Here is a 13,604-nt window from a genome sequence, read left to right as displayed (position 1 = left end):
AAATGAAGACTATTGATCGACTATCGCTGCTAATAATGTCGGACCCAGATGTCCAGCTTCACTTTAAGATGATCAAGAAAGGAGCATACGAATCGTATTACTTCTATATCTCAATATTTTTACCTGAATATCTCAATATCTCAATATCTCAATATCTCAATATCTCAATATCTCAATATCTTTTACCTCATTACCACCTTACCTCATTACCACCTTACCCATTCCAATACCGAGAAGCTATTTTGTCAAACAAACCTCACTTCCAAAACATTCAACCGTCCCGGTCCTCAGTCGCTATAAGAGCTAAAGTCAGCTCCCTTGCCTGCTCCAGCCACCGCTCAGGAAGCTCGTCCCACTTGTCTCGCAATAACCTTCCCAGCTTCGCGTTGCCAGAAAGCGAGCTAATTGATTCCTTAGCAAAATCACGCCAAGCTAATTCGTCTCCCGCAAGCTGATCACTGAGTCGATAAAGCTCGCCAGCAAAGCTGTCTTCCTTAGCAAGCTCATCCAGGTTCAGCTCGATATGAGTATCTACCTCAAGCGCATATACAAATACCCATGTTTCACCTGCAGCAAGTTGCCGATTTTCCTGCAGCTGTTCTAGTAAAGCCTTAATTACGGTTGGCTCAGAAAGCTTCTGGTGCATCGGACCGCTTCCCGTCAAATAAATACGAAGCATGACAGAACGACCATCTGCCTCTGAAGCGAGCTGTTCGATCATCGCGTCTATCTGTTGAAGAAGCTCATGCTCAGTACCCGCTGCTCCGATAGACAATGAGTGATCGAGCCAGCGTACTTCGTCTAGCGGCACAAATGAAAGCTCTACTGATCTTGCCGCAGTCACATCAATGATATAACAGCCTTTAGCTCCCGTTTCACGGGGATTTCTTCCTTGCGTATTGCCTGCATAGACAACATGAGGATATTCATGCAGTACCCTTCGATGATGAATATGACCAAGCGCCCAATAATCAAACCCTTTGCCTCCAATAAGCTCATCCAGCGTGCAAGGCGCATAAGGATCATGCGTACCATCGCTGTCTACATTGCCATGCAGCAATGCGATATGAAAAGGTGCCTCCGGCTGAATCCGATAGCTCGCCGCTACATTTTCCGTCACGATACGTGTCCCATAAGATCTGCCGTAAACAAAAGCAGCCAACTCACCGCTTTTGCGATAAGCTGGCCGGTATTCCATTTGATCCGCACCAAACACATGCACCGTCTTCGGAAGCTTGAGCTCTGCCCTTACACCGTTCAACGGATCGTGATTGCCGTGAATAACAAACACCGATATGCCATGTTTCTCCAGCTTCTCCCATTCTCTCACCAGCATTAGCTGCGCCCGTAAAGAGCGATCCGCTTCATCGAACAGATCTCCTGAGAGCACAAGAAAGTCGACCTGCTCACGAATCGCGGTTTCTGTTAAATGTCGTAATGCCGCGAACGTCGAGTCGGTTAATGACTCACGAACCTGTTCTGGCGCTTTCGCCAGCCCGCGAAAAGGACTATCCAAATGTAAATCTGCAGCATGGATGAATCGAAACGGTACTGCCATTCCATCCCCACCTATTCCGATATAGTGATTACTGTTGCTCTGGCTTAAATTGGATATATACTTTTTTCATCTGTGCAATGACGCGCGTTAGTGAATATACTTTTTTGGCCTTATCCGAACCAGACCGTGCCAAATTGTAACGATAAGTAGGATCTGTTACGACCATTTCCAAAGCTAATGCTAATGCCATCGGGTCTTCAGGCGGCACAAGCAAACCGTTAATACCGTCATCAATCTGCTCTGCAATCCCGCCTACATTCGTTCCGACAAGCGCTAGTGAGCATAAGGCTGCCTCAGCAAACACTGAACCGAAAGCTTCTGCGCGTGATGGCAATACGAACACATCGAAGAACGGCATAAATTCCTCTGGATGAAGCATATAGCCATAAAAAATAATATCGTCATATAATCCCAGCCCGACAGCTAAAGCTTCAAGCTCTTCGCGAATCGGCCCGTCACCGATAATATGCAGTACAAAAGGATGACCTCTACGCTTTAGCTCCGCACAAGCATGCAGCAAAATATCAAGCCCTTTTGCAGGAACGAGTCTGCACACCGTAATGAGCTGAGTTACCGCATTTTCATGCGCTATCGGCTTAAAACGTTTTTCATCGAAACCATTCGGGATAACCTTGAAGCGATCCGCATCCTTCACATATTGTGAAAGGTAAGTACGGAACGATTCGGATACAGTAAGCATCTGGTCTGCTTTCGCCTCTAGTTCCCCATAAAGGCTCATTAGAAATCGATGCTCAGGTCCACCCTCTATTATTTTTCCGTTCAAAATAAGCTCACGCTCATAACTGGAGTGAATCGTAACGATCAATGGCGTATCTGGGAAGAGCTGCTTCATAACAAGTGCCGCTATAGGATGATGAGCATGAATAATGTCATAACACTTTTTGATGCGCATACGCGTCCACCAAACATAGTCTCGATAGGTTTGAATATATTTATCTACTATTATATTACCGCTATAAGCGGTGTGATCAAATGTTTCAAATACTACTTCTTCTTGTCCTTTGCCTCTAACCCGCTTAGGAAGTGAGAATAGCTCCATTTGCCAACCAATCTTTGTGAACCGCTCTTGAATATACGGAACCATTGATGAAACCCCGCCCGGCTGCTCCGGTGGAAAAAACAACGCTTGTAAAATGTTCATATTCCCATCTCCTTAAAGTTTTGCTTTCGCAAAACTAACCTCGTAAGCATATACCTTAAAGTTTTGCTTTCGCAAAACCTCGTAAGCATATACCTCAAAGTTTTGCTTTCGCAAAACTAACTTCGTTACCTTCGGATATACGTCTGCCGTAAAACATGATATATTAGAACATATGTTTCTGTAAAGCTGCTGACTTAAATACTAGATTATGGTGGGTAACAAATGACAATTATACAATGGCTAACAGGGCCCAATGGACAACTTTTCTCATCATCAGCTGTAATCGTTATCCTCTTCTTAATGCTCTTCATGTCGGTAAAGCTTTATGTGAGTTATCGCAACAAACGGATTTATCGGCTGCTCATCTCAGCAATACCACTTATAATCGTCAAACAATGTCTGCTCGTTGTTCTCGCTTATCCGGGTTGGTCTTTGTCTCCGTGGTTATATTTATCATCCACCATACTGCAAGTAATCTCTTTCATTATTATAAACTTTGTATTCTTGAAATTATATACGCATCGCTCGGCCCAGCTGAAAGTCGTTCCTTTTATTATTATGATTATGATGACGTTTATCATTGCAGGCATTCAATTTTTCATAACGCCTTTTACAACAGAGACGTTCCAGAGTTCTGAATCGTTTACGTTTCCAGCGCTCGACTTTTACGGATTAATCGTCATCTTTATAATTATGCTTGATACGAGAAAAGCCGACATGAATTCCAAATATTATACGAGCCTTATCGTCTTTTTTGTTTGTGAGCTCGCGCGACTTGCTAATGCCTACGTTTTTCATGGCTCGCTTTCTTGGTTAATTTTACTTAGCCAGCTGCTGCCGATCATTTATTTCAGCTTATTGTTTATTTTGCTATTTGAATGGGTCATTGAACGATTAATGTCCACTTATCAATCATCCATAATGGATGGCTTGACAGGACTTTATAATCGTCGACATTTCTCATCCAAAGCCGAGCAATTGCTGCGGCGGAACAAGCCGATGGCTGTACTATTTTGTGACATTGATAATTTCAAAAGATTAAACGACACCCATGGCCATCACAAAGCGGACGGTGTACTAAAGCAAGTCGCTGAGATTATTAAAGAGGAATCAAGCGGCATCGGATCGGCCGGACGTTATGGAGGCGAGGAGCTGCTCGCCTGCATTAGCATAGAGCGTGTGAAGCCAGAAATTGTAGCGGAATCCATCCGCCGAAGAGTACAGGACGAAACCATGGTTACGATAAGCGTCGGCTTCAGTACGAACAAGGAGGCAGCTGCTGTTCAAGAAATGATTAAGCATGCTGATGAAGCGATGTACCACTCTAAGACAACTGGGAAAAATAAAGTGACTGCGTTTAAATCAATGCCTGCCTCCAAAAAAATATGATTTCGATACGATGAGTAAAAGGTGTATTGGTGTACCGATAATAATAGCATCTGCTGCCATTATTGTTTCCGTTACATGGATTGTATCCCCTTAATTTGAACTTACGAACAATAAAGAATAGGCGGAGCAGCATTTGCCCCGCCTATTCCTACTGCAATCATATACCATATGGCCGCAATCGAGCCCGACGATCATCAACAAGTTGGTGGAACTCGCCATGGCTACCTTGATAGACAGCTGTCAGGGTTCGTGCTTTAGAATGAAATAGGAGACTAACTAAATCAGTTCAGCCGCATGAAGATTGAGGCGGTTTCGGCACGGGTGGCCGTGCCCTGCGGGTCCAGATTGTTCTGGCCCTTGCCGATCAAGATGCCCTTGGAAATCGCCCAAGCAAACGCCGGCATTGCCCAATCGCTCACATTGCCGCCGTCAGCGAAGCTGCCCACGATGGATGTATCCGCTTTTGGCGAGCCACTCGCCCGCCACAGCATGGTCACAAGCTGCTCGCGAGTAATATTGTCAGTAAGATTGGTACCATCGGAAATATGGTTCTCCACGGCCCACTTCCGTGCATCGTTGTACCAGTTGCCCTGACCGGTCGCGTTGGGCGATCCTGCCTGCCGGTACATCATGGTTAGAACCATTGCCCGGGTGGTCTTGGCCTCAGGCGCGAAGCTTGTAGCAGAGACACCTTGCATGATGTTGTTGGATACTGCATATTGAATCGCCTCATAGAACCAGTCTCCAGACTTCACATCGGTAAAGCTGGCTGCGGGCTTCTCGCCCTTAGCAAAGACGGCGGTGATGGTGTGGTTATCGGACACCTTATTAAAGGTGTAGCTGGTCATAGCGCCCACGGACTTGCGGTCGGCCAGCACGTCATTGATGACGTATCCGTCGTTGGCCCTGATGGTGAACGAGGCGCTGCCGCCCTTGTCGACCTTGACGTTCGCCGGGCTGATAACACCGCCCTCGGCCTGAGTCACTTTGATCTCATACTGGGTGGCCGCGGTCTCACCCGGAACGGGCTTGATCTCATCGCTGTTTGTGACAGTCACGTGCACTTGCTTGGTGAACGTCTTGCCCACCAGCTGCACCTTGACAGTGATGTCAGTCTTACCAACGGCAACAGCATTAATCTTACCTGCAGCATCCACCGTTGCGACAGTGCTATCCTTGGATTCGAACTTCGCGTTTTTCATCAAATCCACTTTGTCCACCGAATCCTGCACAACAAGCTGGGTGCTCTCCCCCACCTTCAGCGCTGATTTTTCTGCGGCAGCCTCGATCTCTGGCAGCGCCCCGTATTCTACCATATACAGCGCGAACTCGGAGAACGTCGGGCCACTCTCTTGCTCGTCGATTGCGATCAACTTCAGTTGGGTTGCCGTCAACGGTGTCTCCAGTGCGACAGCCAGTATTCCGTTTTGCAGCTTCGCTTTTGTCTGAATGTCGATCCACTGACCATCTTTTTCATATTGAATCGTGACACTGTCCGTTCTTCCGATGAATTTTGAGTCCTCCGTTAGCACCAGCGTATTGAAGGTCTTCTCCCCGGCGAGGGTGATCTTCGCGGTGCTGTCCGTATCGCCGCCACGCGAAGCCCAGCGCGTGGTGGAATCGCCGTCGAACATTTTTTCGACCCCATAAACGGCAAGCTCCGTATACGTTTGATCGGAAGCACCCGTCGCGTTCAGCGCGAGATTACGACCGTAAATCTTGTCCTCCAAATCCATAATGTTCTTTTTCAATGCATCTCCGCTGGCTATGCCGAGCTTTCTGGCGGCGGCGTACAGCGAATCAATGTCAGCCTGTTCGATTTTGCCCTGGCGGTTGGGGCCGGCATTGAGCACCAGGACGTTGCCCTCATTCTTGTATTTATTGTACTTGGCTGTAATACTATACGGAGACATGGACGGCTTTGTGCCATAACCCGTATGCCAGAACCAAGAGCTGTTGAGCACCAGAGTCGCCTCGAAGGGGAGGTAATAGGTCTGACCGCGATAGGTAAAGAGCTTCGGATCGTTGTCGCTTGTCTCCATGCCGTCGCCCAATCTAAAATCAGAGGGGAAATAGTAGATGTTGTCGCCCTCCTTATGATCGGGTATGCCTTTCACCGTGCCATCGGTGCTTCCGATCGTCCAATTCAGGCCAACCTGACTTTCGGGCTGGAGTTCTTTGACCGTGTCGTATAGTTTACTAAATTCCCACCGTGGGGCTTCCTTCGCCCATTGGCCGTCGATCCACAACTCTGATATAACGCCACGGCCTTTTTCGTCCTTGAGGCCGTATTTGCCGCTCATGATCTCCGACAACTGATTTCTGGCGTACTCGTTGTATTTGGCGTCATTCTCCTTACCGTTTTTTCGATCCCAATTGTTGTCCCACGCAGAGTAGTAGACGCCCATATTAATGCCGTACTTGTTGCAGGCGTCGGAGACCGCCTGCAATACATCGATGTGGCTTCCAGACTCCGGATTGCCGACATCGTAATCAGTGTAGGCGCTGTCCCACAGGGCAAAGCCATCGTGGTGCTTGGTCACCAGAAGCACGGTCTTCATACCGGCTTCCATGGCGGTTTTTACCCACTGATCCGCGTCGATGGAGGTCGGCGCATATGTGGCGGGAGAGAGATCGCCGTAAGACCATTCGCTCTCGGTGAATGTATTTAGACCAAAGTGGAGGAACATTGTGTATCCGCGATCTACCATCGTCTTCTGGTGCTCGTTGGGCACCACATTCGGTTCCAACTCGATCAGGCCCGTGTCCAGCGGCATATCCGCAGCGGCGGATTCCAGAGCGGTGATCTCATTGATTTTCATGGCTCCATTCGTGTCCGTCTTCACGGTCAGCCGAATCTTGCTGGTGATGACAGACTCAAAGAAAATATTCTTTTTGTACGGTAGCTTTGCGCAGTCCACCGTTTTCAGCGATTTCCACTCCGTGCCGTCCCAGTACTCCACCTGAATGGTCTTGAGCTTGCCGGTTGTCTGCTTGGCCTCGTCTACTGTAATTGTATTGATGATCTTGGCAACACCGTAGTCGATTTCGATCACCGACTGCTTCTCGCTGCCGTCGGAGAGCCAGGCGGTGGCAGGGTCCTCATCCACCAAATTGAAGGCGGGATTACTGTCATCGGAATTGGTCGCCGTCGCCTGGGCCGCAATAATCGGCGGCGCGTACCGCAGTTGGATTTCGCTGAAATTCAAGCCTTCCCCAGGATTCACCGTCGTCAATGTCAGCCGGAATTCACTAGCCGTCACTTCATCAAACATGACGGTACGGGACTGGCCTGAATATACAGGTTTTTTTGCATTGGAAACCGCCGTCCAGATGTCTCCGCTTTTATACTCGACGGTAACCGTTTTCAGATTGTTATAAATGCCGTATTCATATAGAACCAGCCGGTTAATCTTTGCTTCGCTTATCAGCGCTAACTCAAAGGTCGCACTGACAGAATCGTTCTTCGTAGCCCACCAGGTGGATTTATCGCCATCTACCGCGTTTTCGGCCTTTAGGTCATAGTTGCCGTCTTTGTAAGATTCCGACGCGGTAACCTTGGTGCCAAGCGCATAATTTGGATATTTCACCAGACCAGCCATTGCCTGCGTCAGCGCATTTGTGGCCTCTGTCATGGCCGCTTCATCGTTGGAGTTCCCATCGATGAGATTCTTGGCGCTGTACATGGCGACGGCTAGTTGTGACCATGACTGCTCAGTATAGTCGTTGTTGTTCTTCTTCAATGCCTCGTTGTAGGTCTGAATCAGCGTCAGGAGTCGCCCTTCATCCATTTGTACACGGAAAGCATCAATATAAAGGTTTTTATTTTCTAGATTCACAACCTTGATGGTGTGCCGCTGATCTTGTGAAAGATTGCGAATACTGTAAATGGTGATGTAATCATGCTGCACTAACTCATACGCGTCCAGAATTACTGGATCATTTTGATCTAAATAGACAGCTATTTTCCCTGCTCCGTTATTTTTCTCAACTACAAGATCAATGCCAGTGCCGCTAAATTGATATTCCACTGCATCATTGATCGTTGTCGTAGATTTAACACCGTCCTGATAGGCATATTGTCTAATCTTGTCATACCAACTGCCTGTATATTTGAGAACGCTGTTACTGCTGTCAGCCATATATGTCATTGGAATTTCTTGGCCCGAATATGGACTGGTAGCAAAAGAAATATCGCCGACATCCTCACCTGCTGCCGCTTTAACCAAGTAATCATGAAGCGTCTTGATGTATTCAGGGTCAAGCGTATATTTTCTTGGGTCGTCCGGACTTACTGCGCTATCAGCGATAAGCTTCGCTAGTTCGGGATTGGTTTGTTTGATTTTGAACATCAGCTCGTAATCCTCGATGCCATCCCTTTGTGCTTCATAACGCAGTGAGCTTTTGACTCCCATATTTTTCGTGTCTGGATAGACAATAGAGGAGTCACCACTCCAAGGCCCTACATACCATGCGTTCCACGCCCAGTGCAAAGCACCTTGAACACCATCTTGGCTAAGATTCCAGAACAAAAGCCTACCTGTTAAAGTGGGCTGGGTCCAAAATCGGTTCAACCATGGAGGCGTATTTACTTCACAAGTGTAAACCCACATATCTTTGCCCACCAATTGCTCCGCTTTGTACAGCTCTTTCTTCTCTTGGAAAGCAGGTGTTAGTGGAACCCATACGTCTACATAAGGCTTGCTGCTTTCGGCCATCAGTATACCGTTTGGATCTGCGTCCATTGTTTTAAACTTTGGCGCAACCTCTTTAAGTTTTCTCGCCACATACGTCCAGAAATTCTTTTGGCTATCTGTAATAGGCTCATCTAAAATATGCTGATACCATGTAATGTCCTTCCACTCTTCTTTTTCTTGCACATGCTTACTAAGAGCAGTCAAGTAATTAGTAAGAAATGCATCTGTTACTGGTAATTTTTCAGGCACTCCTGTTTTCCACATATCGGCTGACAGATGTTCGTTCTCAGGCATATACTTCAGTTGTCTGATCAAATGAATATTAGCAAAATCAGTGACACCCTTATCAATAAAAGTCTGAACATATTGATCAAACATCGACCAGTCAATTTTATCAGGAATACCCTTTTCGAATGCTTTAAGATCAGTTCCTTTCGCATTCAGCAATAGGTCTGTTCGTATCCATATCATATTCTGTCTGTAGTCCGTCATTGTTTTGGCGTAATTCTTCATTAGTTCGAACCATTCTTTACTGTAAGTCTTCACGCCATAATAATACTCTCCTACGTCATATCCCTTCTCATTAACTCCTTCACCGTATTGATACCCATCAGACCCAAAACCATTGGTCATTGACCATTGATAATTGATGAAATTAGCTTCTTTGGTCTTAGGGATTTCAACATTGGCAACTTCAACACGGATAGGTACAATGTAGTCTCCTAGAGATGTCTTTACAATAACTGTACCACTATAAGTTCCAGGTGCAGTCGATGTAGGAACATAGTTAGTAATAAAAATGGGTTGGGTTGAATTGGCCTTTACTAGCATGGATACTTCGTTGGATAGCGGATCAGGCATCTCAGATTCTGGATAGATAGGCTTCCCCGCTCTATCTGGAAAGATATAATTCTCTTTAATCGTATCCTCTAATCCGTATTCCACAAAATGATAAGCAAGATTACTGCCAGCTATTATTTCTTTTGATGCTGATACCAAGTCTGAGAATTCTACTTTAGTAATTTCAAATGCCTCTTTATTTCTAACTGCGATTATAGCGCTTTCATATTCGTTTTTAGCTGACACTAAGGAAATGTTTTGGATTGCTTCCGCGGGAATGGTACTGGATCTATATACCGTTTTCAACGAGTTGACCACCCAGAAGTCAACCACGTTACTAGCAACTTCACTAGCAATGTCATTAGTTACACCACTATCCGTATTACTTTCGGTGCCACTATCCGCATGAACAGGTAGAGATGCGACGGATAAGAAAAGACTCAAGATAAGAATTAAACTTAACATTTTTCTTCTCATTAATTAGACCTCACTTTCATTATTCAAAAGTTTGTAAACCTTGCTTCTTTCTCCGTCTGCCTCTCTTTCTCTTTAGTAAATTTTCTGTAAGCCAATTACAGCGGTTTGAATCGTACTTCTCGATTTGACTTTCCCCTTTAGGTTTACGGCGCTTACGATCTCCACTCACGCAAACTCACAGACTTTGACGAAGCACATCCCCTTTACCTCTGACTTCTTTCTTTTGAAATGGAAGTAGGTCACTAATCGCAGATGGAATAAAGGTCCTTAAAATGTTTCGAGAAGGTATCTAAATGAACAACCTCTTTCGTGACCCTCGCTTGTTCCGCGGCAAAAGCCATCAAATGACTTTGAACAGAGGTCTCTCCTGAGGTGAGTCCTTTGCCACTGCTCTCGCCTTTCACCAATTTTATGAAATCCTTAATTAAGCCGCCGTCGCCACCACCATGACCCATATCATCACTTAAAACATCAAGCGAGATCAGCTCTGGTTTGTCTTGATCGAACCGGATCAATTCGATCTCACTCTTCTCCATCGCACCGCGAATTTCACCCTTTGTGCCCATAAGCTTAATTGTCCGAGTGCAATCCTTCGTGAATGCCGACATCGTGAACACTGCGGTTACTTCGTTTGCAAATTCCATATTGACAACTTGATGATCGACAACGTCGTTATCACAATGATAGACACAGCGTCCGTATGGACCTTCCTGCAATGCTTTAAGAAGTGATTCATTACTCTGATCATCACTAAGAGCCCACTTTACCCAGCTGTCTTCCTCAGTAATATAAATATTTGGGGCATAATACAAACAACTATCCGAAACAGGGCATCCGTCCGTACATCTCTTTGGTGCACCTTCCGGAGCATTCTCCGCTTTGAAATGCGATAAACTGCCAAAGGATGATACTCTGACACAGTCATCACCTGCAAGCCAGAGCAGAATATCCAAGTCATGGCACGATTTCGCCAATATCATAGGACTAGACTCTATGGAGTTACGCCAATTACCGCGTACAAAGCTGTGTGCTTGATGCCAGTGGGCAACATTTTCATTGTGCTGAATGGACATAAGCTGTCCGATCGCGCCCTCATCCAGCAGCCGCTTAATCGTCCCAAAAAACTTTGTATAACGCAGCACATGGCAAATCGACAAAATTTGCCCTAAGCTTCGCGCCTTCTCTCCCATATCGAAACATTCCTGCGGATCTGGCGACATTGGCTTTTCCAACAGGACGTGGTACCCTGCTTCCAAAGCTCCCATCGTCGGCTCGTAATGCATTTTGTCCTGTGTGCAAACGAGTACCGCATCTGCAAGCTTCGGCTGTGCCAGCATATCTCGCCAATCGGTAAAACACATATCCTCTTCGATACTATGAGCCTTCTTAAATTTATTTACACGATCACGGTTTGGATCAGCCACAGCAATTAGCTGCATTTCATCAGGATAGCTCAAAGCGTAATTGGTATAGATCATTCCTCGCAGACCAGCACCGATTAAGGCAACCTTGATTTTACTCAATATCTCTCATCCCCTATTGTCATATCATTATTCTATAACTGCTGCGCCCACGCCGATCATAAACTTTATTCGAGTAATTCCTACTCCACCAATCCCGTCCGTTCTACACTTTCCACAAAATAGCGCTGAGCGAATAAATAGATCAGCAGCGGCGGTAAAATAGTCAAGAAACTCGCAGCCATTTTAATTGGTTCAACTACATATTGTGTCATCCCTGATGTTTTGACCATGTTATCAAGCAATAAACCAAGACGTGACATTTGTACGGCCAGCGGCACATCCTCCGCCCCCCCTAAGAACATACGCGGCATATACGTATCGTTCCAAGTCCATACGAAGGAAAATAAGAAAACAACAATAATAGCTGGCATGGCTAGTGGAAACATAACCTTAATATAAAATTTAATCGCGGTTGCACCATCGATTTTCGCAGCCTCTTCGAGCTCCTTTGGCTGGGTCTTGAAAAATTGCCGATAAATGATCACAAACAGTGATCCTTTTACTCCAAAGCCGAATAATGCTGGTATGACTAACGAAATGAGTGAATTATCCAAGCCAAGCTCTCGATATGCGAGAATCAACGGCAAAATAATAACTTGCGGCGGGATGATAAATGCGACAATCAGTAAGCAAAATATGAATCGTTTGAACGGGAATTCAAGACGAGCGAATGCATACCCAGCAAAACCACAAGAAATGCAATGAAAGATGGCTACAGACAAAGAGACGATGATGCTGATCATTACCGATTTGTCATAATTCAATACATTCCAAGCAGCTGACAGATGCCCCATATATATCGATGAGGGAATCCATGTAATAGTCGGATCGATAATATCCTTGCTGCTCATTACCATCTTGACGATCATTTTCAAAATCGGCTGTATATAAATATACGAAATCTCCAGAAATATTACGTAAAGAATCACTTTAAACATTAAGCCATTATTGATTTCCCGACCTAATAGCGCATATCGGATTTGCCGAGCTCTGTTCTTGACTCCCGATCTACGTCCAAGCTCTCGCTTGATCGACCATTTACTCTTGATGTCATTCACTTTAGTTAACATGAAATACCTCCTTTATCGCCGCATTCCAGAGCGCTGTCGGCTGATTCTAACGTAGAAGAGAACGACAATGGACAGAAATACAATAATGATCATAAAATAAATCCAAACTAAAGCACTATTAAAGCCATATGATCCTTGACCGCTACCGATCAAATCCATTATCGGATTAAACGGATAAGTGAATAAATCCACGACCGTATAGATCAAGTTCAGCAAAATGAAAGGAGACATCGCAGGTAACGTAATTTTCCAAAACACTTCCCATGGCGATGCTCCATCGATACGAGCGGATTCATAGGCAGAAGAGGAGATTGTTTGCCGCCCCGCCAGAAAAATGATGATCTGTACGCCTGAGAACCACAATACGAGTACAAAACGATTCAATACTTGTTTAATTGGATTCGTCCATGAGCTATCTCCGAGAAACTGATCCAAATAGCTGGATAGCTCATATCGGTCAAGAAATCCGAGGCTTCCTTGACCTTGATTGATGAATTCCGTTAGTACATAGCCTGTCGAGAAAATTACAGGGAGAAAGAAAATTGCTCGAAATAGCATTCTCCCAGGCAGCTTCTGGTTCAGAAGCATAGCTAAGAATAAAGAAAATACAAGGATGATCGGAATCATCACAACCGCTTCCTGAAAAAAAGGAATAATATTGTCATATAACGCCGAGCTCTCGAACAATATACTTTTGAAATATTTGAGACCCACATAGTCATATACCATTTTTTTCGGAAGCACTTTTACGTTATGGAAACTCATGTATAGCGAAAATACGAGCGGAAAAGCTAAAAATATCATAAAGCCAAGCAGCCAAGGAAAGATGAATAACATACCTTCCATGTTCCGAATCGTTTTTCCGCTTAAAATTCGTTTATTCATCGT

General features: G+C 45.4%; 7 protein-coding genes. 1 reads left to right on the top strand and 6 read right to left on the bottom strand.

The window, feature by feature from the left end:
- Positions 1 to 271: 271 nt before the first annotated feature.
- Positions 272 to 1,558, bottom strand: a complete 1,287-nt coding sequence (locus AC0YN7_RS01920) for a metallophosphoesterase family protein (RefSeq protein ID WP_475808255.1) — start codon at positions 1,556 to 1,558, stop codon at positions 272 to 274.
- Positions 1,559 to 1,586: 28 nt separating this feature from the next.
- Positions 1,587 to 2,720, bottom strand: coding sequence for a glycosyltransferase family 4 protein (locus AC0YN7_RS01915; protein WP_475808254.1), 1,134 nt, complete (start codon positions 2,718 to 2,720; stop codon positions 1,587 to 1,589).
- 222 nt (positions 2,721 to 2,942) lie between these two features.
- On the opposite strand from AC0YN7_RS01915, the gene AC0YN7_RS01910 reads away from it, so the two are divergent.
- Positions 2,943 to 4,109, top strand: coding sequence for a GGDEF domain-containing protein (locus tag AC0YN7_RS01910; RefSeq protein ID WP_475808253.1), 1,167 nt, complete (start codon positions 2,943 to 2,945; stop codon positions 4,107 to 4,109).
- A gap of 281 nt (positions 4,110 to 4,390) precedes the next feature.
- On the opposite strand, the gene AC0YN7_RS01905 is transcribed toward AC0YN7_RS01910, so the two are convergent.
- From AC0YN7_RS01905 to AC0YN7_RS01890, 4 genes are all read right to left on the bottom strand, one after another.
- Positions 4,391 to 10,123: a discoidin domain-containing protein gene (locus AC0YN7_RS01905; protein WP_475808252.1), complete on the bottom strand. Its 5,733-nt coding sequence runs from the start codon at positions 10,121 to 10,123 to the stop codon at positions 4,391 to 4,393.
- Between the two features lie 242 nt (positions 10,124 to 10,365).
- On the bottom strand, positions 10,366 to 11,646 hold the full coding sequence (locus AC0YN7_RS01900) for a Gfo/Idh/MocA family protein (RefSeq protein ID WP_475808251.1): 1,281 nt from the start codon (positions 11,644 to 11,646) through the stop codon (positions 10,366 to 10,368).
- An 80-nt stretch (positions 11,647 to 11,726) separates the two neighbouring features.
- On the bottom strand, positions 11,727 to 12,716 hold the full coding sequence (locus AC0YN7_RS01895; RefSeq protein WP_475808250.1) for a carbohydrate ABC transporter permease: 990 nt from the start codon (positions 12,714 to 12,716) through the stop codon (positions 11,727 to 11,729).
- Positions 12,717 to 12,728: 12 nt separating this feature from the next.
- Complete coding sequence (locus AC0YN7_RS01890) at positions 12,729 to 13,601, bottom strand: carbohydrate ABC transporter permease (RefSeq protein ID WP_475808249.1); 873 nt, start codon at positions 13,599 to 13,601, stop codon at positions 12,729 to 12,731.
- Positions 13,602 to 13,604: the final 3 nt, after the last annotated feature.

This window comes from Paenibacillus sp. J31R122, assembly GCF_056269185.1.
This window is presented reverse-complemented; position numbering and strand designations above follow the sequence as displayed.